We start from the raw sequence: 23,558 nt of genomic DNA on the forward strand, positions 1-23,558 counted from the left end.
AGGCTACCCGTCTTCCCGCACTACCGTCCGGTGAGGGACCAAGCGTCCTCCGAGCCGTCCTCGTCATCGGAGCCGCTGTCGGCGCCGTCGTGGTAGTCGATCGCCTGGGTGCGGTTGGCCAGGTCAGCCGCCACGAGGTCCTCCGCGTAGCCGCCCTGGGCGATGTTCGCATTTGCGTTCTCGCTCAGCGCCGCCGTCTGGGAATCCGCGACGGCGGGCGCGTCGAGCCCCTTCATCGCGGCCAGTACCGCGGCGAGGTCATCCGGCTTGACCAGCACGTCGCGGGCCTTGGACCCTTCCGAGGGTCCCACCACTCCCCTGGACTCGAGCAGGTCCATGAGGCGTCCGGCCTTCGCGAAGCCGACACGGAGCTTGCGCTGCAGCATCGAGGTGGAGCCGAACTGCGTGGTGACCACGAGTTCGGTCGCCTGCAGGAGGACTTCGAGGTCGTCCCCGATGTCGTCGTCGATCTGCTTCTTCTGCGCCTCGGGCGCGACGTCGTCCCGGTAGACGGCCTTGAGCTGGCCCTTGACGTGTTCGACCACCTTGTGAATCTCCGACTCCGTGACCCACGCGCCCTGGACGCGCATGGCCTTGGAGGCGCCCATGGGCAGGAAGAGGGCGTCGCCCTGGCCGATGAGTTTCTCGGCGCCCGGCTGGTCCAGGACAACCCGGGAGTCGGTGACGGAGGACGTGGCGAAGGCCATGCGGGAGGGCACGTTCGCCTTGATCAGGCCGGTCACGACGTCGACGGACGGACGCTGGGTGGCGAGAACGAGGTGGATGCCGGCCGCACGCGCCAGCTGGGTGATGCGGACGATCGAGTCTTCGACGTCGCGCGGGGCGACCATCATGAGGTCGGCGAGTTCGTCCACGATCACCAGCAGGTACGGGTAGGGCTTGATGACGCGCTTGGAGTCCACCGGCGGGTGGACCTTGCCGGCCCGGACGGCCTTGTTGAAGTCGTCAATGTGCTTGAAGCCGTAGTTGGCGAGGTCGTCGTAGCGGGCGTCCATTTCCCGGACCACCCACTGCAGCGCCTCGGCAGCCTTCTTCGGGTTGGTGATGATCGGGGTGATGAGGTGCGGGACGCCCTCATAGGCCGTGAGTTCCACGCGCTTGGGGTCCACCATGACCATGCGGACCTCGTCCGGGGTGGCCCGCATCAGGATCGAGGTGATCATGGAGTTCACGAACGAGGACTTGCCGGCGCCGGTGGCGCCTGCCACCAGCAGGTGCGGCATCTTGGCGAGGTTGGCCACGACGTAGCCGCCCTCGACGTCTTTGCCGACGCCCATGACCATGGGGTGGTCGGTGCGGCGGGCGTTCTGGCTGCGGAGGACGTCGCCCAGGGACACGGTCTCGCGGTCCGTGTTGGGGATCTCGATGCCGATGGCGGACTTGCCCGGGATGGGGCTCAGGATGCGCACGTCCGAGCTCGCGACGGCGTAGGAGATGTTCTTGGACAAGGCGGTGACCCGCTCCACCTTGGTGCCCGGGGACAGTTCGATTTCGTAGCGGGTCACGGTGGGGCCGCGGCTGAAGCCGGTCACCTGGGCATCGACGTTGAACTGGTTCAGGGTCTCGGTGAGCGAGGCGACGATCGCGTCGTTGGCCTCGGTGCGTTCCTTGGGGATGGAGCCGGGCGTCAGCATGTCCGACGCCGGCAGGGTGTAGGTGACGTCGCCGGCCAGCGAGAGCTGTTCGGTGCGCTGCGGAATCGGGGTGGGCAGGGGTGCCGGCGCCACCGGGTTGGCGGGGACCTTCGGGGCTGCCGCGGCGGCGGGGTTGAGCGAGCCCGCGGCCACCATTCCGGGAGTCACCAGCGGGATGGCCTCGGTGGCGTAGTCTCCCGGCGATCCGGCGGCCGCGCCGAGGCCCTGAGCCGCCTTGATCTTCTCAACGGCGATCTCGGCCTGGGTGGGACGGCGGACACCGGGTGCGACGCCGGACTCGGCACCGGGTTCGACGTCGGGGCCGGCACCAGCCAGCGCCTTGGCGCCCCTGGCCCGTCTGGCGGGCGGCGCGTCGTCAGCTGCTTCCTCGTCGGCAATGAGCGCCCGCTCGAACGCTTCGTCGCCGACGTAGCCTTCCAGACCGGCGTCGTCGTCATGGTCTCTGCCGAAGAGGCGCCTGCGCTTCTTCCTGGGCGCCGCCGCGGCGTCGTTCTCGTAGAGGTAGCTGCGGTCGTGACGGTCCCCGCCGTCGTCGTCCTGCAGGTCGATGCCCATCAGGTGCTCGTAGGCGTCCCGGAGGCGGCCGGGGATGGCGCCGAAGGGTGTCGCCGTGACGATCAGCAGTGAGGTGAAGGCCAGCAGGCTGTACACCGCCACGGGGACGGCGGGGTGGACTGCGGCCAGCGGGGCGGCGGCGAGGTAACCGAGCATGCCGCCGGCCTTGCGCAGACCGTCGAAGCCGTCGGCCACCGTCGGCTGGCCGCCGATGATGTGGGCCAGGCCGGAGCCGGCGAAGGTCATGATGAGGAAGCCGATGCCGATCCGGTTGTTGCCGCGGCCGTCGTCGGGCTGGCGGAACAGGCGGAAGGCGCACACGAACAGCATGAGCGGCAGCAGCAGGGACATCCAGCCGAACGTGCCGTTGATGACCGCGAACACGAGGTCCGGGAGCCAGCCTTGGAACCCCCACCACGCGAAGGTGGCGACGAAGACGCCCAGGGCCAGGTTGAACAGTGCGGCACCGTCGCGGCGGTCCTCGGGGGCGAGGTCGCTGACGTCGTGGCCGACGCGCCGGATGCCGGCACCGACCACGTGGCCAATGCCAAGCCATGCACCGGCGAGCACCCGGACAATCCAGGGCTGGGGCGGCTCAACGGCGGCCAGCTGACGGGTCCGGGCGGTGCCGGTGGTTCTACCTGCGGTCCCACCTGCGGCGCCCCGCGGCCGGGCGGATTTGGATGCGGCGGGACTGGACCCCCGGCCGGGAGAACTGCCTGATTTGCCGCTTGAGTTTCCTCTAGGCGCGGGAGAAGTACGAGTCGCCATACCCGCCACGGTACCGGATGCCAGCTCTAAAACCCCGAATTTCCGGGCCGCCCGGGATCATGTTGTTCCTGGTTCCAACGCCGAACGGCCTCCCCCGCCCGCTGTAGCCCTGAGGCTGCGAGCGGGCCGGGAAGGCCGTTCCCCGGGCATCCGCCCGGTGTCCGCGAAGGGGTTTACGCCCGGCGAACCAACTGAGGCTTACGCCCGGCGAACCAACTGAGGCTTACGCCTCAAGGACCACCGGAGGCTTACGCCCGGCGAACCAACTGAGGCTTACGCCTCAAGGACCACCGGAATGATCATGGGCTTGCGGCGCAGCTTGCGGTTCACCCAGGTCCCCACGACCCGGCGGACGACCTGCTGGAGCTGGTGCGTCGTGTGGTCGGTTCGGTTCTGCACTGCTTCTTCGAGGGCCTCGTTGATCTTGGGGATAATCTCGTCAAAGACGGAGTCGTCCTCGGCCACGCCGCGAGCGTGGATCTCCGGCCCGGACACCACCTTGCCGGTGGCCCGGTGGATGACAGTGATGATGGAGATGAAACCCTCGTCGCCGAGGACCTGACGGTCCTTGAGGTCGGCGTCGGTGATTTCACCCACGCTGGAGCCGTCAACGTAGACGAACCCGACCTCGACCTGGCCGACGATGTCGGCCTGGTGGTCGCGGAGATCGATCACGGTGCCGTTGTCTGCGAGCAGGATGCTTTCCTCCGGCACACCGGATTCCAGGGCAATCTTGCCGTTGGCGATGAGGTGGCGGGTTTCGCCGTGCACCGGCATGGCGTTGAGCGGCTCAAGGATGTTGTAGCAGTACAGCAGCTCGCCGGCGGCAGCGTGGCCGGAGACGTGCACCTTGGCGTTGCCCTTGTGGATGACATCTGCACCGAGCTTCAGCAGGCCGTTGATGATGCGGAAGACCGCGTTCTCGTTACCCGGGATGAGGCTCGAGGCGAGGATGACGGTGTCGCCCTCGCCGACGACGACGCGGTGGTCGCCGTTGGCCATGCGGGACAGGGCCGCCATGGGCTCGCCCTGGGAGCCGGTGGACATCAGTACAACCCGGTTGTCCGGCAGGTTGTCGATGTTCTTGATATCGACCAGGATCCCGGCCGGGACTTCCAGGTAGCCCAGTTTCGCGGCGATGGCCATGTTCCGGACCATGGAGCGCCCCACGAAGGCAACCTTGCGGTTGTGGTTGGCGGCGGCGTCGAGGACCTGCTGGACGCGGTGCACGTGGGAGGAGAAGGACGCGACAATGATCCGCTTGGAGGCCTGGCCGAACAGCCGGTCCAGGGTGGGCCCGATTTCCTTCTCCGCGGTGGTGAAACCGGGGACGTCGGCATTGGTCGAGTCCGACATGAACAGGTCCACGCCTTCTTCGCCTAGCTTGGCGAAGTGCCGGAGGTCGGTGATGCGGCCGTCGAGCGGCAGCTGGTCCATCTTGAAGTCACCGGTGTGCAGGACGGTGCCGCCCGCGGTGCGGAGGAACACGGCCAGGGCGTCCGGGATGGAGTGGTTGACGGCGATGAACTCGCATTCGAAGGGCCCGAACTTCTCGACCTGGCCCTCGACGACAATCTTGGTGTTGGGCTTGATCCGGTGTTCCTGCAGCTTGGCCTCGATGAGGGCAAGGGTGAGCTGCGAGCCCACGATGGGGATGTCGGCGCGCAGGCGCAGGAGGTAGGGAACGGCGCCGATGTGGTCCTCGTGACCGTGGGTCAGGACGACGGCGACGATGTCCTGGAGACGGTTCTCGATGTAGGAGAAATCCGGCAGGATGAGGTCGACGCCGGGCTGGGTCTCCTCGGGGAAGAGCACGCCGCAGTCAACGACGAGGAGCTTGCCCCCGATCTCGAAGACGGTCATGTTGCGGCCAATTTCCCCGAGCCCGCCGAGCGGCACGATCCGCAGGGTGTTGTTCGGGAGGCGGGGCGGCGTGACAAGGCCGGGAAGGGCGGTTTGGGTCATAGTGCACTACTTTCCAGGCGGAAACCGGGCTGGACTTTCACGATCAGGATTGGCTCCTGCTCAGGAAAAGACCATCCCCGCTTCCGCCAAATCCTCGCGGATGATTACGATCTCGGCCTCGTCCGGCTCCACGAGGGGCAAACGGACAACCGAGTTGGGCAGGACTCCCTGCCACTTAAGAACCTGCTTGGCAGCGACAGCACCCTGAATGTGGGTCATCACTGCGCGGACCACGGGGTCCAGTTCGAAATGTAGGGTGCGGGCGGTAGCAAAATCGCCTGCAAGTGCGGCATCGATCAGCGCGCGGAACTGCCGCGTAGCGACGTGCGCGGAGACGCTGACCAGGCCGACGGCACCTGCGGCCATCCACGGCAGAGTGAGGCCGTCGTCGCCGGAGTAGACATCAATGTCGGTGTTGGCCAGGACCTGGGTGAGCGCGGCGAAATCAGCCTTCGCATCCTTGAGGGCAACGATCCGGGGGTGGTCGGCGAGACGGATCATGGTCTCGGGCAGGATGGGCACCCCGGCGCGGCCCGGAATGTCGTACACCATGACGGGGAGGTCGGCGGCGTCGGCTACGGCTTCGATGTGGGCTTGGATGCCGGCCTGGCTGGGCTTGTTGTAATACGGGGTGACGATCAGCTGGCCGTGGGCTCCCGCCTTGGCGGCGCGCTTGGCCATCTCGATCGAGTGCGAGGTGTGGTTGGTCCCGGTTCCGGCGATGACCTTGGCACGGTCGCCGACGGCCTCGACAATGACGCGGAAGAGCTTCTCTTTTTCGTCGTCCTCCAGCGTGGAGGTCTCCCCGGTGGTGCCGGAGATGACGAGGGCATCATTGCCGTCGTCGACAAGCTTGCTCGCCAGTTCCGCCGACTGCTTGTAGTCGACCTCACCGTCCGTCGTGAAAGGCGTAACCATGGCAGTCACGAGGGTACCGAACGTGTAAGAGCGAATATCAGAGTCAGCCATATGAAAAACGTTACCTTGTCTGCGGCATGTTAGGACAATGGCGGCGGTGTGAGGAACGTCAAACTTGCCCGGCCGCGCGTCACGTTTCGGTCTTCCGGCCGGGCTCAGGGCCGCCGAAACCGGGCCAGGACACTGTGCTGAAGGCTCGCCGTCAGCACTTCCGTCCCGGTACCGGCCGCCTGCCGGAAAGGGAGTCCGTCAGGACCCCAGAATCCGCTCAGCCCGCACGAGGGACCCAGTGGCGTGGCGCCCGCCAGGTTCGCCAGGACGGAGAACATCCGGTTGTCCATGGCGCGGGCGCCAAGATGCAGCCCCAGCCGGTGGTCCTCCCCCGCCGTGTAGACGGCCGAGACGGCATAGACGTCCGCCCCTGCCCCAGCCGCCCACTCCGCGTGACCGGGGCGTGCGGCGTCGAAGCAGATCGCCAATGCGATCTTCCAGCCGTCGATCTCCAGGACCGCGGGGTGACTGCCGGCGACAAAGATCCCCTGCTCCGGACCGTGCAGCCAGGTCTTGAAGCTGGGCTCGATGGCGCCTGATGGGTGAATGGCCAGGGAGGCAAGCCGCGGCGTACCGTCGTCCTGCGTGAAAGCGGCCCCGACCACGGCGGTAATTCCAGTCCGGCGGCAGATTTCCCGGATGCCGTCCAGCCGTCGGTCTGCCGCGCTCAGCCACTCTTCGGGCCCCTCCAGCAGGTCCAGCCGGTACCCCGTCAGCGAGAGTTCGGGAAAGATGACCAGCCGGGCTCCGTGAGACTCGGCGTCTTCGATCAGGCGGATGTGTTCGGGCACATTGGCGGCAACGCCGCCGTCAAGGGCCTCGTATTGGATCGCGGACAGCGTCAGAGCAGTTATGGAGCCAGTGGTCACTCTGCCATCCTAGGCATCTCCCTCCCTCCCGCGGGCGCCGAGCAGTAACGCCCGACAGCGGATTCGCGCAAAGACTCCGCCCAGGCCGCGAGCCGCTGGGCCGCCCGCACGTAGTGGAACAACTCGGTCGGAGTGAGGGCGTCGAGATCCGTCTCCGCCAGCCGCCGCGCCAGCTCCGCCCCCGGCGGCTGCACAGCCAACGCCGTGCCCTCCTGGCCCCACTGGACATCCTCTGCCGGCTCTCCGGCGACCAGCCGCCGGAAGAGGAAGTCCACGACGCCCGGGCTCATGGCTTTGAGAACGCCGGCCCCTGCCTCACAGCCGTCCCGACGGCCGCCGGGCGGAGTGTTGCCGGAATCCCGGCCCGAAGGTTTCCGGCCTGGTGAATCCGGAGTCAAGAAGGCAGGCTCTGAGGCGTTGTTCATGCGCTCATCTTATTCGAACATATATTCGAACACAAGGCTTTGTCGGGGCCTGCGTGACGCTGCGGGCAGGCCTAACATGAGACGATCGAACGATGACCCCGCGCGGAATGACCACTGCTTCCCGGACCGCCAAGGCCACCTCCGCCGGCGTCCGCCTGGCCGGCATTGACGCCGCCCGCGGGCTCGCGTTACTGGCCATGATGGCCACGCACGTGCTGGCGACCTTCGAGTCGAACGCTCAGCTCACGCCCACATGGATCGGGCTCGCGTTTTCCGGGCGTGCTTCGGCACTGTTCGCCGTGCTGGCCGGCGTCGGCTTGGCGCTGTCCACCGGGAAACAGCAGCCCGTAGAGGGTTCCGCGCTCTGGGCCGCCCGCCGCGGCATCGCACTTAGGGCGCTGGTGGTAGGCACCGTCGGACTCTCGCTGGGCGGCCTGGACGTCAGCATCGCCGTCATTCTGGTCCACTACGCGCTCCTGTTCCTGTGCGTGCTGCCGTTCGTCGGTCTCGGGCTCAACCGCCTGCTTGTCCTCGCGACCGCATGGATCCTGGCTTCTCCTGTGCTGGCCTACCTGCTGCGGCCCTGGCTGCTGTCAGCAGATCCGCCCTTGCGGCTGGGACATAACCCCGGCTGGGAGGACTTGGCCACACCCGCAAGACTCCTCGGCGACCTCTTCCTCACGGGCTACTATCCCGTCCTGCAGTGGATCGCCTATCTCCTGGTGGGACTGGCGATCGGCCGGATGGCGCTGTCGAAGGCAGCCACGCCGTTCCTGCTGCTGGCTGCCGGGACAACGGTGGCGGTCTTTGCCAAGTGGCTCGGGGCAGTCCTGATGGAGGACTGGGGCGGCCGGCAGGCATTGGAGTCGCAGATCGGCGATCCCGCCTACCCGCTGGGGAGTCTGCTGCAGGTCAACCTCGCGGGTGTCGACCAGTCAGGCTCAGTGTGGTGGCTGGCCACTAGCGCACCGCATGCGGGCACCACGCTGGACCTGCTTCACACCTCGGGAGTCGCCGCCGCCGTGATTGGCGTGTGCCTGCTGCTGGGCCGGCTGGGCGAATGGGTGGAGCTGGACCTGCTGCTACCGCTCCGCGGAATCGGGGCCATGACTTTGACCCTCTACACGGCGCATTTGTGCATCATGGCGGCGCTGCACGATCGGCCGCTGGCGCCCGGCTGGACCGTGGAGGGCGTGTACTGGGCGCAGGCCGTCGGCATGTTGGTGGTCGGCGGGGTCTTCGCGGCCCTGATCTGGCGCGGGCCGCTGGAGTGGGTGTCCCATGCCGCCAACCAGGTGGGCCGCTACCAGCCCGCCCGCGGGCGTCAGCCTGCCCGTTTCCGCTAGGGAGTCTCACCCATGAGGGCGGTGGACCGCGCCGGATGATCGCCAAGCGGGTTCTCCGCGTCTGCATCGCCTGAACGCGCATTTGGGGCTGAGGCCCTGCGTCAGCCCGGGGTGAGGACGCAGAACTCGTTGCCCTCTGAGTCGGCGAGGCACACCCACGGCACATCGCCCTGGCCGACGTCGGCGTCAGTGGCGCCCAGAGCCCGCAACCGGGCCACTTCCGCCGCTTGATCATCACCGGGGTAAGGCATCAGGTCTAGATGGACGCGGCCACACACGGTCTTCACGTCGGGCGTGCGAAGGAACTCCAGATACGGCCCGACACCCGTGGCGGAACGCAGTCTCGCATGATCGTCGGTCACCTCGTGCAGGGTCCAGTCCATCGCCTCGCTCCAGAACCGGGCCATGGCCCGCGGATCCGCACAGCTGACCACCACGGCGGCGATCGGCCCGGTATCCCGGTAGATCGATCGAGGCTCCAGCACGCGGAACAGGTTGCCCTCCGGGTCGGCCAGAAGCGTCCACGGCACATCGCCCTGGCCCACGTCGGCGGGCGTCGCGCCGAGCTCCAACAGGTCCGCGACCAGCTCCGCCTGATGGGCCACGGAGGTGGAGGTGAGTTCGAGGTGCGCGCGGTACTTTACCGTCTTGGGGTCCGGGACGGTGACGACATCGACGCAGACGGCGACGGGGTCCGGCCAGACGAAGCCCACGGGTTCAACATTGGTCACACCGGGGCCCTCGCTGGAAACACCCCAGCCGAGCGCCTCGGCCCAAAACCGACCGAGCGCGGAGTCGTCCCGAGCCTTGAAATTCACCTGAACAAGTCGCAGCGCCATAGCGCCCGATCCTATCCAGTTCCTCCCCGATATAGGAGGAACGCTCAGCGCCGGCTAGGGCTTTTGCGCCCCGGCACGGAACATCCGTACGGCGTCGCGCATCGAAGCGCGGGCGCGCTTGCGGTCGCCGGCGGCATCGTAGGCACAGCTGAGCCGGAACCAGGACCGCCAGTCGTCGGGCGCAGCTTCGGCCTCGGCGCGGTATTTCTCAAATTCGAGGTCGGCGGCTTCGCGGATGATCCGGCCTGCAGGCGTGCGCGGCAGTGTGTCCTCCGGCAGTCCGCCTTCGGCTTCGAGGATCTTCGCCAAACGCTCGGTGCGGGCACCGAACAGCAATTCCCGGACCAGGGCCCACGCTCCGATGACCGGCAACACGAGGTAGGCCACACCGATCGCCTTCGCCACGAGGCTTTGGTCCGACATCAGGAGCAGGGAGCGCTCGAATGACACCACCAGGTAGAAGACGAGCAGCAGGGTGACGGCTCCCACCCAGATCTTGGTGCGGTTCGCTTTCAGGGCGCTCAAGGCTGCGGCCATCGGGCTCAGAGCCCCAGGTCCAGGTAGCCGTCGAGCCCCACGGTGAGGCCGGGGTGCGCGGCGACATTGCGGATCCCCAGCAGCACGCCGGGCATGAAGGAGGCGCGGTCGAAAGAGTCGTGGCGGATGGTCAGCTGCTCCCCCGGGCCGCCCAGCAGGACCTCTTGATGCGCGACGAGGCCGCTGAGCCGGACACTGTGGACCCGGACGCCCTCCACGTCGCTGCCGCGGGCGCCCTCGAGTTCCGTGGTGGTGGCGTCCGGGCTGGAAGGCACGCCGGCGGCGGTGCGCTCGGCCGAGATCAGCTGCGCCGTGCGCACAGCCGTTCCGGAGGGGGCATCTACCTTGTCAGGGTGGTGCAGTTCAATGATTTCGACGGACTCGAAGTACTTGGACGCCTTGGCGGCGAAGGCGGAAGCCAGGACCGAGCCGAGGGCGAAGTTCGGGGCGATGAGGACGCCGACTCCGGGCCGGTCGGCGAGGAGCTCCTCCAGACGGGCAAGCCGGCCGGCATCCCAGCCCGTAGTGCCGACGACGGCGTGCATGCCGTGTTCGACGGCGAAGCGGACGTTCGCTTCGGTGCTTTCGGGAACGGTCAGGTCCACCACGATCTGCGCGCCCGAGCTGACGAGCGATTCGAGGGAATCGTTGCGGCCAAGGGCCGCGACGAGCGTCAGGTCCGCGGCGGCGTCGATTGCCTTCACGGCCTCGGCGCCCATGCGCCCGTTGGCGCCCAGCAAGGCGACGGAGAGTTGTTCGATCATGCCATCAACCCTACCGCCGGGGCCGTTGCCCTCTGGAACCGGCGGCCTTGAGTTACACGGGCCGTGCGCCTACTCGCCGGCCCCGACCCATTCGACGGTGCCGTCGGCGAAAAACTGCTCTTTCCAGATGGGCACCTGGGCCTTGATCCGGTCCACGAGTTCGGCGCACACCTCGAAGGCCTGGCCGCGATGCGCTGCGGAAACGGCGCAGACCAGGGCGGGGTCGCCGATCTCGAGCATGCCGATCCTGTGCGCGGCCCAGATCCGCACCGGCTGCTGACGCTGTTCAGCGCCGCCGTCATCCGAAGATCCGTCGGACGCCGGGCCGCCGGCCGGGACCGAGTGTTCCGCCACGAGCCGGGCGACGACGTCGGCCATCACATGGTGCGCCGTCGGGTGGGCGCTGTAGCTGAGCCGCGAAACCTGCTTGCCGCCGTCGTGGTTCCGGACGACGCCGCTGAAGCTGACCACCGCGCCGGCGGTGTCCGATTCGACGGCCGCAATGGCCTGCTCCACCGAGATAGGTTCGGCGCTCAGGACGGCGTGCACGACTTCAAATCCTGTTTCAGTGCCCATGACTGCCTTCCAGCTGGTCGCAAAGATGTCCAAGGATGGGATCGAGCACGCTCAGGCCATCCATGACGCCCTTCGGTGATCCGGGCAGGTTCACGATGAAGGTCTGGCCGGCCGCGCCCGCGTGGCCACGGCTGAGCATGGCCATGGGCGTCTTGGCTGTCCCGGCGCTGCGGATGCCTTCCATGATGCCCGGGATTTCCCGGTCCAGCAGGGGCAGGGTCTCCTCAGGGGTCGCGTCGGTGGGGCTGAGGCCTGTGCCGCCGCTGGTAATGATGACGGCCGGCTGCTGGCTGAGCAGGGCACGCAGCGCGGCTCCCACCGGAGCCCCGTCCGGAACCACCAGGGCCGGGAACGGCTCAAAGCCGTGTTCGGTGAGCCAGTCGACGATGACGGGCCCCGTGAGGTCCTCGTAGACGCCGGCGGCCGCGCGGGTGGAGGCGATCACGACGCCGGCCTTCCGGCCGGTGGCTTCGCCGTGGCGGTGCGGTTCGGGCATGTTCATAGGGTCCAGTCCCCGCTCTTGCCGCCACTTTTGGCGAGCACTTTGATATCGGTCAGGACCGCGTGCTTGTCCACGGCCTTGATCATGTCGTAGACGCTCAGTGCCGCAACCGACGCCGCGGTCAGGGCCTCCATCTCGACCCCGGTGACGCCGCGGGTCTTGACGGTGGCAAACACCGTGACGGAGGCGGTGTCGAGCTCGAAGTCGATGGTGACCTTGGCGATCGGCAGCGGGTGGCAGAGCGGGATGAGATCCGGTGTCTTTTTCGCCGCCATGATCCCGGCGATGCGGGCAACGGCCAGGGCGTCCCCCTTCGGGAGCTCGCCGCCGCCGAGGAGCGCGAGGACCTCCGCCGTGCTACGGACGGTCGCGGTGGCCGTGGCTTCCCGGGTGGACTCTGCCTTGTTGGACACATCAACCATCTGGGCCGTGCCATCGTGGCGGAGGTGGGTCAGGCGGGTGTTGTCCCCTGCGCTATTTTCCGCTGTGCTGTTTTCCGCTGGCGCGGGAGTTGCCTCAGCGTTCTCTGCTTCATTCACAGAATCCATACTTCCACTTCATCGCCCGCAGCGAGAGCCGCTGTGCCCTCGGGAACGTGGACCAGGGCGTTGGAACGGGCCAGTGCGTGCACCAGGTGTGAGCCGGCACCGCCCTCCAGCCGGACCGTGCCGTCCGGCGCCAGGGTGCCGCGCCGGACCTGGTGCTTGCCCGGCGGGGAGGTCAGCGCCTCGGCCAGCCGGGCTCGGACGGCGGGCCGCGGCGCGGGAGCGCCGAAGAGTTCGGTGAGGACGGGGCGCAGGAACATTTCAAATGACACGAGGCAGCTCACCGGGTTACCGGGGAACCCCAGCACGGGGACGCCGTCGAAGCTGCCGATCCCCTGCGGTCCGCCCGGCTGCATGGCCACTGCAGTGAACTCGACGTCGTGTCCGGCCATGGCCTGGCGGACCACTTCGTAGGCGCCCTTGCTGACACCACCGGTGGTGACGATCAGGTCCACGTCCGGGGCGTGCCGGCGCAGCAGCAGGGCGAGCTCCTCCGGCCGGTCCGTGGATATGCCCGTCCTGGTGACCTCGAGGCCGGCCTGGCGCATGGAGGCTTCGAGCAGCGTGCCGTTGGAGTCGAAGATCTTGCCAGGTCCCAGCGGGCTGCCCGGTTCCACGACTTCGTCGCCGGTGGTGACCAGCAGGACACGCAGCGAAGGACGGACGGGCACGTCCGTGAAGCCCATGGCCGCCAGGAGTCCCAGCTGGCCGGGGCCAAGGAATGTCCCGGAGCCGAGGGCGGGCTCGCCGGAGTGGATGTCACTGCCGATGTCGCGCACAAACGTTCCCGCAGCCGTGGCCGGCAGGCGAACCGTGGCGGGCTCGCCGGGCGCGGGGAACGAATCGGGCACCGCCTGTTCAATGGGCACGACGGCGTCGGCTCCGGCCGGCATCATGGCTCCGGTCATGATCGGCGCGGCGGTGCCGACGGGCAGTTCCGCCGGTGCGGCGCCGGCCGGAACAGGCGCGACGACGCGCAGTTCCGTGCCGCCGTCGGGCACGTCGCCGCTGCGGATCGCGAAACCGTCCATCTGGGAGTTGGCAAAGGGGGGAAGATCCAGCGGTGCCGCGATGTCGACAGCGAGTCCCCGGCCCAAGGCTTCAAGCAGCGGGAGCCGTTCCACCCAGTCATCGGTGCGGAGCGGCGCGAGCAGGGCGCGGACCTTGTCCCGGTGCGCTTCCACGCTGATGTGCCTTGTCTCGGTGCGGTGCATGCGTGTCCTGACCTTTGCTCAGCTCACTAGGATTTCACGTCAACTCTAACCGTGTGAAAGCCGGTGGCCCCGCTCGGCGCGACGGGGGCGGACTCCTCCACTTGCGGGACGCCCTCGAGGTCCGTGGCCCGGACCTGGACCTCGTACCGGCCGGGAGTCAGCGGAAGTGCCAGCTTCCACTGGTACCACGTGTCCTTCGAAATGCCCGGGCCGAGCTCGGCCTGTTTCCAGTCGCCCCGGTTGACCCGCAGCTCCACCTTGCCGATGCCCGTGTGCTGGTCCCACGCGACCCCGCCGAACACCACGGTCCCTGCCGTCACGCTGCGCCCGTCCTGCGGCACGTCGATGCGGGACGAGGTCTTGATGGGCCCGCGCTCGCTCCAGCCGCGGGGCGTCCAGTAGGCGACATCGTCCGCGTAGCGGGTCACTTTCAGTTCGGTGACCCACTTGGTGGCCGAGACGTAGCCGTACAGCCCGGGCACGATCATCCGGACCGGGAAACCGTGCTCCAGCGGGAGCGGCTCGCCGTTCATTCCCACGACCAGCAGCGCGTCGCGGCTGTCTGTGAGGGCCTCCAGCGGCGTCCCGGCCGTCCAGCCGTCCGTGCTGCGGGAGAGCACCATGTCCGCTCCGGGCTTGGGTCCGGCCATGGCGAGCAGTTCGCGGACCGGCCAGCCGAGCCACTTGGCGTTGCCGATCAGGTCTCCGCCCACCTCGTTGGAGACGCAGGCGATGGTCACATGGCGTTCTGTCAGGGGTTTAGCCAGGAGGGTGGCAAAGTCGAGTTCAATCTCGCGTTCCACCAGGCCCGTGACCTTCAGCGTCCATTGCGCCGGGTCCACCAGAGGCACGCGCAGGGCGGTGTCGATCCGGTAGAAGTCCTTGTTGGGGGTCACGAGCGGTCCGAGGCCGTCCAACCGGATCTCGGCGCCCGCGGGGATGGGCGGCGCCGGTGAGGCGGCCGTCGGGATGGCCAGCTTGCTGCGCACGTCACTGACGACGGCGGCGGCTCCCCTGAGGGTGGACGCGAGCACACCCGCGACGGCGGCAACCGCGGCGGTTCCGCCGAGGGCCAGCAGGAAGCGGCGCCGGGCAGGTCCGGCCTCGCCGGCCGGAGGCTCGGCGGCCCGCGCGGCGGCAGGGGTTTCCGGCGGGGAAGTCTCCGCGGCCGGGGCCACCACCGGGACAGGCTGCGCCGCGGCCCGGGTTTCGGACGGGTCGGGCTCCGGCGGGACCGTCGCCGCGGCCGGTTCCCCGTCCGTGGCTCCGTCCGGGGCTCCGTACGGGTCGGGCAGCCACGTCTCGAGTTTGCGGATGAGCCAGCGCAGCAGGGCGATCCCCACGAGTGCCACCAGCACCGGGACGGGGATGGCGTTCGCGGTCAGGTCGGCCCGGCTCAGGACGGCCACGAGGCCCACGGCGCCGAAGACCGCGATGATGGCCACCCCGGCGAATCGGCGCCGCACTTCCAGGACCCCGGACAAGGCGGCGAGCGCGGCGATGACCAGTGCCATGCCACCGAGGAGTGCCAGTTTGTCCGCGGTACCAAAGACGGAGATGACCCATTCTTTGACGCCCGGCGGGACGGCATCGATCACTGCCCCGCCAACGGCCGTCACGGGAGAAACTGTGGGGCTCACCAGGCTGGCCGTGAGTTCGCCGAGCACCACTGCGGTCCCGACGGCCACCAGTCCGGCCGCGGCGGCCCACAGGTCCCGCGTCCGCCGGTCCTTCGAACGGTCTTGCCTGGGCCGGCTTTGCGTGGACTTCTGCACCTGCGTTCCAGCGCGTTGCTGGTCCTGACCGGTGATTTCCTTATCCATGGCCTTGCCCGTGTCCTCATCCGTTGCTTGGGCCGTGTCCTGGTCCAACCGCTTGTGCATGTCCTTGTCCATTTCGGCCCCCTGTTCGTCCAGGCCCGCGCCGCGGTTCACTGCGCGCGTCCGGTGTGGAGCGTCTCGTCCGCCGGGTCCGGCGGACGACGGTCCTGCTCCCCGCCCGCCGAGGACGCGCCGGGAGCGAGGCCGCCAGCGGACGGAACGTCCGCCGGGGATGCCGGCACCGCCGTCTCGTGGCCGGAGGCCTCCCTGGCAGGGACCTCCCTGCCCGAGACCTCCTGGCCGGGAAGCAGCAGCGAGAAGCGGCATCCGCCGTCGACGTTCTCCACGGTGACTGTCCCCTCATGGGCCTGGACGATTCCGGCGACGATGCTCAGGCCAAGCCCCGCCCCGCTGTAGCGCAAGGTGCCTGCCGGCTCGTCCGACCCTGGCACTCCCGCGTCGTCCGGCGCGGGCAGGCGGCCTGCCGGGCGCCGGGCGGGATCCTTTTGCCAGCCGGTCTCGAAGACATGCGGCAGGTCCTCTTCGGGGATCCCGCCGCAGCCATCGGTGACGGCGACGACGGCCCGGTCCCCTTGCCGCCCCACCTGGACGGTGACGCGGGAGCCCGGCGGGCTGTGGACGATGGCGTTCAGCACGACGTTCCGGATGGCGCGTCCCATCGAGGGGCCGTCGGCGAGAGCCAGGCACTCGCGCCGGCCGCCGCCGTCGAGCGTGACCCCATGCTGCTGCGCCAGCGCGGCGAGGTCGGCGATGGCGTCGCTGGCGAGGTCGTACAGGTCCAGCGGCTCGGCTTTGAGCCGCATAGTCCCGGCATGGATCTTCGACAGTTCCAGGAGGTCGTTGACCATGCCCGCCATGAGGTCCGTCTGAGCGATGATCTTGCGGTAATAGCCGGGGACATCCGATGCCATGCCGTCTTCCAGCGCCTCGGTCATGGCCCGCATGCTCGCCAGCGGCGTCCGGAGGTCGTGGGAGATCCAGCTGACGAGTTCGCGGCGGGCGTTCTCGACGGCGGCCTCCCGCTGCCGGGACGCCTCCAGCTTCCGGCTGCTGGAGTCGAGCTCCGCGGCGAGGGCGGCCAGTTCGTGGCTCATCACCGGGGACTGGATCCCCGGGCTCTCACCGCGGCCGATGCTCCGAGCGGCCTCGACCAGGTCCCTGGCGTTCCGCGACACCCGCGATCCCAGCACCAGGGCGATTGCAACGGCCACCGCAGAGGCCACGGCCAGGACGTACCACATGACCTCGAGGTCCCGGGCCGAGATGAACATGGCGTTGAAGGCGCTGACCATTCCGGCGACCAGGACCGCCACGGCGGCGAGGACCACCACACAGATCTGCACCGCAAAGGAGGCCTTGCGCAGCGGTTTCAGCACGAGCAGGGATGCGGCCCCGATCACGGCGCCCCATGCCACGGCCCAGCCGATGATGGTCAGGAGTTCAGAGGTCTGCACCGGCGGTTTCTTCCTCGTCGCTGGGGTCCAGCCGGTAGCCGACGCCCCAGACCGTTTTCAGGATGGCGGGGCGGGTGGGGTCGTCCTCGATCTTCTCGCGCAGCCTGCGCACGTGGACCGTCACCGTCGAGAGGTCACCGTAATCCCAGCCCCACACGGCCTTCATGAGCTCTTCGCGGCTGAAGACCTGGCGGGGACGACGCAGCATGAAGGCCAGCAGGTCAAATTCCCGCGCTGTCAGCGCCAGGGGCCGGCCGTGGCGGGTGACCGTGCGCGCGGCCGGGCTGAGGTCGAAGCCGCCCACTTCGATGGAGGGCTCGGGACTGAATTCGGGAATGCTCCGGCGCAGGACCGAGCGGACGCGCAGGACCAGTTCGCGGGGCGAGAACGGTTTGGTGACGTAGTCGTCCGCGCCGGCTTCCAGGCCCAGGATCCGGTCGTCCTCGGTGCCCAGGGCCGTGAGCATGATGACCGGGACCCTATGTGCTGCCCGCAGCCGGCGGCAGACTTCCACGCCGTCCAGGCCCGGCAGCATCCGGTCCAGCAGGACTAGGTCCGGCCGGCGTTCCGCGGCCAGGCGCAGGGCCGTGAACCCGTCGCCGGCGAGGACCACCTGGAATCCCGCCTGGACGAGATAGTCGCGGACCACCCCGGCGATGGTCGGCTCGTCTTCGACGAGGAGGATGCGCCGGTACTCCGTTGCATCCGGGGCCTGCTGGGTCGTGTTCACGCTTCCAGCATAGGTTCGCGGCCGCGCCGCGGGCAGGCATCCGAAGCCCTGCCGGACATCGTTCCCGAAGACGTAATATCCCTGCCGTCACGCGGCTGTGACGTCTGCCGCGGGGTGGCGTAGCCTGACTCTATGACAGTTCAACTGGGTATGCCCCAGCCCCGCGAGGCAGGCAGTCCCGGAACAGGCACGCCTGCCGCAGCCGCGCTGTCCGGGCGCCCGCACGGCCTGCCTGCCGGGCTCCTCGATCGTTACGGCCGCCGTGCCACGGACATGCGCTTATCGCTGACGGACAAGTGCAACCTGCGCTGCACTTACTGCATGCCGGCCGAGGGCCTGGAGTGGCTGTCCAAACAGGCGGTGATGTCCGCCGAGGAGATCGTGCGGATTGTGCGGATCGGCGTCGACATGCTGGGCGTGCGCGAACTCCGGCTGACCGGAGGCGAGCCGCTGGTGCGCGCGGATCTGCTGGACATTATCTCCGCGCTCCGCCGGGCCCACCCTGAGCTGCCGATCTCCATGACCACCAACGCCGTCGGCCTGGACAAGAAGGCTGCCGGGCTCAAGGCTGCCGGACTCTCCCGGATCAATGTCTCCCTCGATTCCCTGCACGAGGAAACCTTCGCCAAGCTGACCCGCCGCCCCTTCCTGGACAAGGTCCTCGCCGGCGTGGACGCCGCCTGGGCTGCGGGCCTGGGTCCGGTCAAGCTCAACGCCGTGCTCATGCGCGGCATCAACGACGCCGAGTCGCCGGCCTTGCTGGCCTGGGCGCTGGACCGCGGCTATGAGTTGCGCTTCATCGAGCAGATGCCGCTGGATGCGGACCACGGCTGGACCCGCCGGAACATGATCACCGCTGCGGAGATCCGCGGGCTGCTCTCCGCCGACTACGTGCTCAGTTCCGACCCGCGGGACCGCGACGGCGCCCCGGCGGAACGGTTCGAAGTTCGTGCACGCGTTCCCGGCACCGGCGAGGCCACCGGCCCCGTGCTCGGCACCGTGGGCATCATCGCCTCCGTTACGGAGCCATTCTGCTCGGACTGCCGCCGCACGCGCATCACTGCCGAAGGCAAGATCATGAGCTGCCTGTTCTCGCGCGAGGAAGTGGACCTGCTGGGGCTGCTGCGCGAGGGTGCAAGCGACGAACAACTGGCCGAACGCTGGCAGGATGCCATGTGGATCAAGCCCAAGGCCCACGGCATGGACCATGTGGGGCTCGACGCCCCCGACTTTGTCCAGCCGGACCGCAGCATGAGCGCCATCGGAGGCTGACTTTTTCGTGAACGTACGCTACTTCGCTGCCGCGCGCGCTGCCGCCGGCGTGGATGAAGAACGCTTCGCCCTCGCCGACGGCGACACCCTCGCCTCACTGCTTGAGGCGATCCTCGCCGTCGAACGCCCCGAGCCGCCGGCCGGTACACCGCCGCTGGCACGCATCCTGTCCCGTTCCAGCTTCCTGCTCAACGAGGTGGCCGTGCGTGACCATGCAAAGACGCTCCAGCAGGCCGACGTCGTGGACGTGCTGCCGCCGTTCGCCGGCGGCTAGGCCTCAACGGCCCGACGCATCGGCTAACCTCAGGCCGGGATGGAGGCGCCTTCGGGGACGCGACGGCAGACGGTGGTCATAAAGGTGGTGAACTCGCTCGCCTTGCCCAGGCGGAGCCCGGCAGCGTGCGTCAGGACGCCGCCGTCCACCCGGAAGGTGTGCCGCGCGGTGCCGCGGTCGCTGCGTCGTTCCACGGTCAGGGTGCCGGCTTCCCAGCTCGCGCGCGCGGGCGCCTCGGGCGGCAGCCCCATGCTGTTGACGTGGTACCAGAAGGTGTCGGGGCGATCCGGGTCCATGGTGAAGACGCCATGACCTTCGGAGCGGGATCCGTCTTCATCCGTGTGGCGGTAGCTCTGTGTCACAGCCAGCCCGGCGGCCGCCGGAGAAAAGATGATCTCGGATTCCGCGCTGCGCGCCGGACCCCATGCGGAGGCCTCCCAGTGTGTGGTCCCCGTCCACCGGCCCAGGAAAGGCTCTAGCGCCGCGCATGCACTGCCTGGCAGTGGCCGGTCCACAGTTCCTCCCATGCGGAGTTCCTCCCGAGTGACCCCGCCACCATCATCACGCCGTGCCTGCGCCGGTGTAAAGACCGGCGATTTACAAAGCTAGAGCCCGAACGTCTCGGTTTCCTCAAACGGACCCACCACCGTGACGGTCCGCGGCGCGGCCGCGAGCTGACGGGCAAGCTCCTGGACTTCCGCTGCGGTGACGGCTTTGATCTGGCGCAGGGTCTCGTCGATGTCCTGGTACTCGCCGGACACCAGCTCCGCGCGGCCCAGCCGGGACATCCGGGAACCGGTGTCCTCCAGTGCCAACACGATGCCGCCGCACAGCTGTCCCACTGCCTTGCGGAGTTCCTCGTCGGAGATTCCGTCCGAGGCCAGCTTGTCCAGTTCTGCGCCGAGCAGCTCGATAACCTGCCGGACCTTCGACGGCGTGCAGCCGGCGTACATGCCGAAATAGCCGGCGTCGGCGTACGAGGAGGCGAAAGAGTAGGTGGAGTAGACGAGTCCGCGCTTCTCGCGGACCTCCTGGAAGAGCCGGGACGACATGCCGCCGCCAAGGACGGCGTTGAGAACGCTCATGACGAAGCGGCGGTCGTCTGTGGCGACCAGCGACGGGCACCCCATGATGATATTGGCCTGTTCCACGGGACGCTTGACGACGTGCAGGCCGGCGGTGCCGGTGATGTCCGCGCGCTCGGTGGAGCGGCGCTGCACGGGAGCGGCAGCGGGCTCAAGGTTCCAGCCGGCGGAGTGCAGGGCATCCACCACAAGCCCGCAGACGACGTCGTGGTCCAGCCCGCCGGCGGCGGTGACCACGAGCTCGTCGGGACGGTAGTAACGGCGGTAGTGGTCCCACACCGAGTCGCGGGCCACGGCGCGGATGGCTGCCGGGGTGCCGCCGATCGGGCGGCCGAGGGGGTGGGATCCGAGGACGGCGGCGACAAAGTGCTCATGCGCGACGTCCGTAGGGTCGTCGCTGTCCATCGCGATTTCCTCGAGGATGACGTCGCGTTCCTGCTCCATCTCCTGCGGGTCCAGGACGGCCCCGGTGATCATGTCGGCGATGACGTCGATCGCCATGGGGAGGTCGGTGTCCAGGACGCGGGCGAAGTAGCAGGTGCTTTCCTTCGCGGTGGCGGCGTTTGATTCCCCGCCGACCTCGTCGAAGGCCGAGGCGATTTCCAGGGCGGTCCGGCGCTTGGTGCCTTTGAACAGCAGGTGTTCCAGGAAGTGGGTGGAGCCGTGCTGCCCGGGGGCCTCGTCGCGTGAGCCCACACCGACCCAAAAACCAATGGTTGCCGACCGCTGGCCGGGCATGGCTTCGGTCAGCACGCGGACGCCGCCGGGAAGGACCGAGCGGCGAACCTCGGAACCACCGTCGGCTCCGTGGATCAGTGTGTCTGCGTGCTGATTCTGCTCAAGCGGCAGGGGGACGACTGTCATCAAGGCCTTTCCATAAACCATCAAAATAATGCGTCAAATCTGCCTGCCATCGTACCAGCGGGCCACTCCCCCGGCGGCTGCTCCCTGGACATGAGCAGGAACATCTGCAGGGACACCTACGAGGGCATCCACGAGGGCTTTAACCGACGGCGGGGCCGGTGGATGATCCACCGGCCCCGCCGTTTGGTCAGGAGAGACTACTCTGCTGCGGCGTCCGCGGAGACCTCAGCGCTGTCTGCGTCCTCGGAGCCTGCCTCGTCGGCCACAACGGGCGACAGGGAGAGCTTGCCGCGGTCGTCGATCTTGGTGATTTCCACCTGGATCTTCTGGCCGACGGAGACGACGTCCTCGACGTTGTCCACGCGCTTGCCACCGGCGATCTTGCGCAGCTCGGAGATGTGCAGCAGACCGTCCTTGCCCGGGGTCAGGGAAACAAAGGCGCCGAAGGTGGTGGTCTTGACGACCGTGCCCAGGTAGCGCTCACCGATTTCCGGGATCTGCGGGTTGGCGATGGCGTTGATCGCGGACCGTGCTGCGTCGGCAGACGGGCCGTTCGTGGCGCCGATGTAGACAGTTCCGTCGTCCTCGATCGAGATGTCGGCTCCGGTGTCTTCCTGGATCTGGTTGATCATCTTGCCCTTCGGGCCGATGACCTCGCCGATCTTGTCTACCGGGATCTTGACCGCGATGACGCGCGGCGCGAACTCGGAGAGCTCGTCCGGGGTGTCGATCGCGGAGTTCAGGACGTCCAGGATGTGCAGGCGGGCTTCGCGGGCCTGCTTCAGGGCGGCTGCCAGGACGGAGGCCGGGATGCCGTCGAGCTTCGTGTCCAGCTGGATGGCCGTGACGAACTCGGAGGTACCGGCAACCTTGAAGTCCATGTCGCCGAAAGCATCTTCGGCGCCGAGGATATCGGTCAGGGCGGCGTAGCGGGTCTGGCCGTCAACCTGGTCAGAGACCAGGCCCATGGCGATACCGGCAACAGCGGCCTTCAGCGGCACACCTGCGTTGAGCAGGGACAGCGTGGACGCGCAGACGGAACCCATCGACGTCGAACCGTTGGAGCTGAGGGCCTCAGACACCTGGCGGATGGCGTAGGGGAATTCCTCGCGGGAGGGCAGCACCGGCATGATGGCGCGCTCTGCGAGGGCTCCGTGACCGATTTCGCGGCGCTTCGGGGAACCGACGCGGCCGGTCTCGCCAGTGGAGTACGGCGGGAAGTTGTAGTTGTGCATGTAGCGCTTGCGCGTCACGGGAGACAGCGAGTCGATCTGCTGTTCCATCTTGAGCATGTTCAGTGTGGTGACACCCATGATCTGGGTCTCGCCGCGCTCGAAGATGGCCGAGCCGTGAACGCGGGGCAGGACCTCAACCTCGGCGGTGAGCTGGCGGATGTCCGTCAGGCCGCGGCCGTCGATGCGGATCTGGTCCTTGAGGATGCGCTGGCGCACAACCTGCTTGGTGACGGAGCGGAAGGCCGCGGACAGCTCCTTCTCACGGCCTTCGAACTGGCCGGCCAGGGAAGAGGTGACCTCGTCCTTGAGCTCGTCGGAGGCGGTGTCGCGTTCCTGCTTGTCGGCGATCTGGAAGACGGCTGCCAGCTTCTCGGCGGCAGCGGACTCGACGGCGGCGTAGACGTCGTCCTGGTAGTCCAGGAAAACCGGGAACTCGACGGTCGGCTTGGCGGCGCGGGCTGCCAGGTCGGACTGTGCTTCGCAGAGGGCCTTGATGAACGGCTTGGCGGCCTCAAGGCCTTCGGAGACAACTTCTTCGGTCGGGGCGGTGGCGCCCTGTTCCTTGATGAGGTTCCAGGAGTTGTCGGTGGCTTCGGCTTCAACCATCATGATGGCGACGTCATCGCCAGCAATGCGGCCGGCAACGACCATGTTGAAGACGGCGTTCTCGAGCTGGGAGTGCTTCGGGAACGCAACCCACTGCGAGCCGTGCTCGTCGGCGACGAGGGCAACGCGGACGCCGCCGATCGGGCCGGAGAAGGGCAGGCCGGAAAGCTGGGTGGACATCGAGGAAGCGTTGATGGCCACGACGTCGTAGAGCTCGTCCGGGTTGATGGACAGCACGGTGACGACGATCTGGACCTCGTTGCGCAGGCCCTTGACGAATGCCGGGCGCAGCGGGCGGTCCATGAGGCGGCAGGCCAGGATGGCTTCCGTGGAAGGGCGGCCTTCGCGGCGGAAGAACGAGCCCGGGATACGGCCGGCAGCGTACATGCGCTCTTCGACGTCGACCGTCAGCGGGAAGAAGTCGAAGCCTTCACGCGGGTGCTTGCCGGCGGTGGTGGCGGACAGCAGTGCGGTCTCTTCATCGATGTAGACCATCGCTGCGCCGGCGGCCTGCTTGGCAAGACGGCCGGTTTCGAAGCGGATTACACGCTTGCCGAAGCGGCCATTGTCAATGACTGCTTCTGAGAACTGGATTTCGGGACCCTCCAAGAGAGTCACCTCCGTTTCATGGTTCACGGAGCCCA

The 23,558-nt window shown here is 68.1% G+C and carries 21 protein-coding genes; 3 read left to right on the top strand and 18 right to left on the bottom strand.

What is annotated here, in order from left to right:
* Nucleotides 1–20: 20 nt before the first annotated feature.
* The 5 genes from ABD243_RS04300 to ABD243_RS04320 form a co-directional block, all read right to left on the bottom strand.
* Nucleotides 21–3,002, bottom strand: a complete 2,982-nt coding sequence (locus ABD243_RS04300) for an FtsK/SpoIIIE family DNA translocase (RefSeq protein WP_344362469.1) — start codon at nucleotides 3,000–3,002, stop codon at nucleotides 21–23.
* Nucleotides 3,003–3,275: 273 nt separating this feature from the next.
* A complete protein-coding gene (locus ABD243_RS04305; RefSeq protein ID WP_344362472.1) occupies nucleotides 3,276–4,967 on the bottom strand; it encodes a ribonuclease J in 1,692 nt (563 codons plus the stop codon).
* 60 nt (nucleotides 4,968–5,027) lie between these two features.
* Nucleotides 5,028–5,936 carry a 4-hydroxy-tetrahydrodipicolinate synthase gene (gene dapA, locus ABD243_RS04310; protein WP_116767826.1) on the bottom strand — a complete coding sequence of 303 codons (909 nt, stop codon included), beginning with the start codon at nucleotides 5,934–5,936 and terminating at the stop codon, nucleotides 5,028–5,030.
* A 104-nt stretch (nucleotides 5,937–6,040) separates the two neighbouring features.
* Nucleotides 6,041–6,805: a carbon-nitrogen hydrolase family protein gene (locus ABD243_RS04315; RefSeq protein WP_344362475.1), complete on the bottom strand. Its 765-nt coding sequence runs from the start codon at nucleotides 6,803–6,805 to the stop codon at nucleotides 6,041–6,043.
* A complete protein-coding gene (locus ABD243_RS04320) occupies nucleotides 6,802–7,230 on the bottom strand; it encodes a hypothetical protein (RefSeq protein WP_237563489.1) in 429 nt (142 codons plus the stop codon). The genes ABD243_RS04315 and ABD243_RS04320 overlap by 4 nt, the downstream gene beginning before the upstream one ends.
* A gap of 92 nt (nucleotides 7,231–7,322) precedes the next feature.
* Here ABD243_RS04320 and ABD243_RS04325 point away from each other — a divergent pair, with 92 nt between their 5' ends.
* Nucleotides 7,323–8,576: a heparan-alpha-glucosaminide N-acetyltransferase domain-containing protein gene (locus ABD243_RS04325; protein WP_344362478.1), complete on the top strand. Its 1,254-nt coding sequence runs from the start codon at nucleotides 7,323–7,325 to the stop codon at nucleotides 8,574–8,576.
* A 101-nt stretch (nucleotides 8,577–8,677) separates the two neighbouring features.
* Here the strand turns inward: ABD243_RS04325 and ABD243_RS04330 are convergent, their stop codons facing one another.
* From ABD243_RS04330 to ABD243_RS04375, 10 genes are all read right to left on the bottom strand, one after another.
* Nucleotides 8,678–9,415 (bottom strand): VOC family protein, encoded by a 738-nt coding sequence (locus ABD243_RS04330; protein ID WP_344362481.1) that lies wholly within the window; start codon nucleotides 9,413–9,415, stop codon nucleotides 8,678–8,680.
* Between the two features lie 54 nt (nucleotides 9,416–9,469).
* On the bottom strand, nucleotides 9,470–9,952 hold the full coding sequence (locus tag ABD243_RS04335) for a hypothetical protein (protein ID WP_344362483.1): 483 nt from the start codon (nucleotides 9,950–9,952) through the stop codon (nucleotides 9,470–9,472).
* A 5-nt stretch (nucleotides 9,953–9,957) separates the two neighbouring features.
* The gene (gene dapB / locus ABD243_RS04340; RefSeq protein ID WP_344362485.1) at nucleotides 9,958–10,716 is read right to left on the bottom strand and encodes a 4-hydroxy-tetrahydrodipicolinate reductase; all 759 of its coding nucleotides are present in this window, start codon (nucleotides 10,714–10,716) and stop codon (nucleotides 9,958–9,960) included.
* 69 nt (nucleotides 10,717–10,785) lie between these two features.
* Nucleotides 10,786–11,292, bottom strand: coding sequence for a molybdenum cofactor biosynthesis protein MoaE (locus tag ABD243_RS04345; protein ID WP_344362487.1), 507 nt, complete (start codon nucleotides 11,290–11,292; stop codon nucleotides 10,786–10,788).
* Nucleotides 11,282–11,794 carry a MogA/MoaB family molybdenum cofactor biosynthesis protein gene (locus ABD243_RS04350; protein WP_116767833.1) on the bottom strand — a complete coding sequence of 171 codons (513 nt, stop codon included), beginning with the start codon at nucleotides 11,792–11,794 and terminating at the stop codon, nucleotides 11,282–11,284. The genes ABD243_RS04345 and ABD243_RS04350 overlap by 11 nt, the downstream gene beginning before the upstream one ends.
* Nucleotides 11,791–12,342, bottom strand: coding sequence for a cyclic pyranopterin monophosphate synthase MoaC (moaC, locus tag ABD243_RS04355; RefSeq protein WP_116767834.1), 552 nt, complete (start codon nucleotides 12,340–12,342; stop codon nucleotides 11,791–11,793). The genes ABD243_RS04350 and moaC overlap by 4 nt, the downstream gene beginning before the upstream one ends.
* Entirely contained in the window at nucleotides 12,330–13,553 is a 1,224-nt protein-coding gene (locus ABD243_RS04360) for a molybdopterin molybdotransferase MoeA (RefSeq protein ID WP_344362489.1), read from the bottom strand. The genes moaC and ABD243_RS04360 overlap by 13 nt, the downstream gene beginning before the upstream one ends.
* Nucleotides 13,554–13,579: 26 nt before the next feature.
* Entirely contained in the window at nucleotides 13,580–15,448 is a 1,869-nt protein-coding gene (locus ABD243_RS04365; protein WP_344362492.1) for a molybdopterin-dependent oxidoreductase, read from the bottom strand.
* A gap of 35 nt (nucleotides 15,449–15,483) precedes the next feature.
* Entirely contained in the window at nucleotides 15,484–16,848 is a 1,365-nt protein-coding gene (locus ABD243_RS04370; protein ID WP_344362494.1) for a sensor histidine kinase, read from the bottom strand.
* A complete protein-coding gene (locus tag ABD243_RS04375) occupies nucleotides 16,835–17,578 on the bottom strand; it encodes a response regulator transcription factor (protein ID WP_344362496.1) in 744 nt (247 codons plus the stop codon). The genes ABD243_RS04370 and ABD243_RS04375 overlap by 14 nt, the downstream gene beginning before the upstream one ends.
* Nucleotides 17,579–17,710: 132 nt before the next feature.
* Here ABD243_RS04375 and moaA point away from each other — a divergent pair, with 132 nt between their 5' ends.
* Nucleotides 17,711–18,850 carry a GTP 3',8-cyclase MoaA gene (moaA, locus tag ABD243_RS04380; RefSeq protein WP_344362499.1) on the top strand — a complete coding sequence of 380 codons (1,140 nt, stop codon included), beginning with the start codon at nucleotides 17,711–17,713 and terminating at the stop codon, nucleotides 18,848–18,850.
* A gap of 7 nt (nucleotides 18,851–18,857) precedes the next feature.
* Nucleotides 18,858–19,124, top strand: coding sequence for a MoaD/ThiS family protein (locus ABD243_RS04385; RefSeq protein ID WP_344362501.1), 267 nt, complete (start codon nucleotides 18,858–18,860; stop codon nucleotides 19,122–19,124).
* A gap of 29 nt (nucleotides 19,125–19,153) precedes the next feature.
* On the opposite strand, the gene ABD243_RS04390 is transcribed toward ABD243_RS04385, so the two are convergent.
* The 3 genes from ABD243_RS04390 to ABD243_RS04400 all read right to left on the bottom strand — a co-directional run bounded on the left by ABD243_RS04390 (nucleotide 19,154) and on the right by ABD243_RS04400 (nucleotide 23,523).
* Nucleotides 19,154–19,486, bottom strand: coding sequence for a DUF1579 domain-containing protein (locus ABD243_RS04390; RefSeq protein WP_344362503.1), 333 nt, complete (start codon nucleotides 19,484–19,486; stop codon nucleotides 19,154–19,156).
* A gap of 243 nt (nucleotides 19,487–19,729) precedes the next feature.
* Nucleotides 19,730–21,073, bottom strand: coding sequence for a M16 family metallopeptidase (locus tag ABD243_RS04395; RefSeq protein WP_344362506.1), 1,344 nt, complete (start codon nucleotides 21,071–21,073; stop codon nucleotides 19,730–19,732).
* Nucleotides 21,074–21,270: 197 nt separating this feature from the next.
* Complete coding sequence (locus tag ABD243_RS04400) at nucleotides 21,271–23,523, bottom strand: polyribonucleotide nucleotidyltransferase (protein WP_116767853.1); 2,253 nt, start codon at nucleotides 23,521–23,523, stop codon at nucleotides 21,271–21,273.
* Between the last annotated feature and the right edge of the window lie 35 nt (nucleotides 23,524–23,558).

The organism is Arthrobacter humicola (assembly GCF_039531445.1).
GTDB classification, from domain to species: Bacteria; Actinomycetota; Actinomycetes; order Actinomycetales; family Micrococcaceae; genus Arthrobacter; species Arthrobacter humicola.

Bases quoted from the DNA above. Each gene is read 5' to 3' on its own strand.
- ABD243_RS04365 (WP_344362492.1), bottom strand. From the start codon at position 15,448: ATGGACAAGGACATGCACAAGCGGTTGGACCAGGACACGGCCCAAGCA.
- dapA (WP_116767826.1), bottom strand. From the start codon at position 5,936: ATGGCTGACTCTGATATTCGCTCTTACACGTTCGGTACCCTCGTGACT.
- dapB (WP_344362485.1), bottom strand. From the start codon at position 10,716: ATGATCGAACAACTCTCCGTCGCCTTGCTGGGCGCCAACGGGCGCATG.
- ABD243_RS04345 (WP_344362487.1), bottom strand. From the start codon at position 11,292: ATGGGCACTGAAACAGGATTTGAAGTCGTGCACGCCGTCCTGAGCGCC.
- ABD243_RS04350 (WP_116767833.1), bottom strand. From the start codon at position 11,794: ATGAACATGCCCGAACCGCACCGCCACGGCGAAGCCACCGGCCGGAAG.
- ABD243_RS04395 (WP_344362506.1), bottom strand. From the start codon at position 21,073: ATGACAGTCGTCCCCCTGCCGCTTGAGCAGAATCAGCACGCAGACACA.
- ABD243_RS04320 (WP_237563489.1), bottom strand. From the start codon at position 7,230: ATGAACAACGCCTCAGAGCCTGCCTTCTTGACTCCGGATTCACCAGGC.
- ABD243_RS04300 (WP_344362469.1), bottom strand. From the start codon at position 3,002: ATGGCGACTCGTACTTCTCCCGCGCCTAGAGGAAACTCAAGCGGCAAA.
- ABD243_RS04335 (WP_344362483.1), bottom strand. From the start codon at position 9,952: ATGGCCGCAGCCTTGAGCGCCCTGAAAGCGAACCGCACCAAGATCTGG.
- ABD243_RS04330 (WP_344362481.1), bottom strand. From the start codon at position 9,415: ATGGCGCTGCGACTTGTTCAGGTGAATTTCAAGGCTCGGGACGACTCC.
- ABD243_RS04305 (WP_344362472.1), bottom strand. From the start codon at position 4,967: ATGACCCAAACCGCCCTTCCCGGCCTTGTCACGCCGCCCCGCCTCCCG.
- moaC (WP_116767834.1), bottom strand. From the start codon at position 12,342: ATGGATTCTGTGAATGAAGCAGAGAACGCTGAGGCAACTCCCGCGCCA.
- moaA (WP_344362499.1), top strand. From the start codon at position 17,711: ATGACAGTTCAACTGGGTATGCCCCAGCCCCGCGAGGCAGGCAGTCCC.
- ABD243_RS04360 (WP_344362489.1), bottom strand. From the start codon at position 13,553: ATGCACCGCACCGAGACAAGGCACATCAGCGTGGAAGCGCACCGGGAC.
- ABD243_RS04325 (WP_344362478.1), top strand. From the start codon at position 7,323: ATGACCCCGCGCGGAATGACCACTGCTTCCCGGACCGCCAAGGCCACC.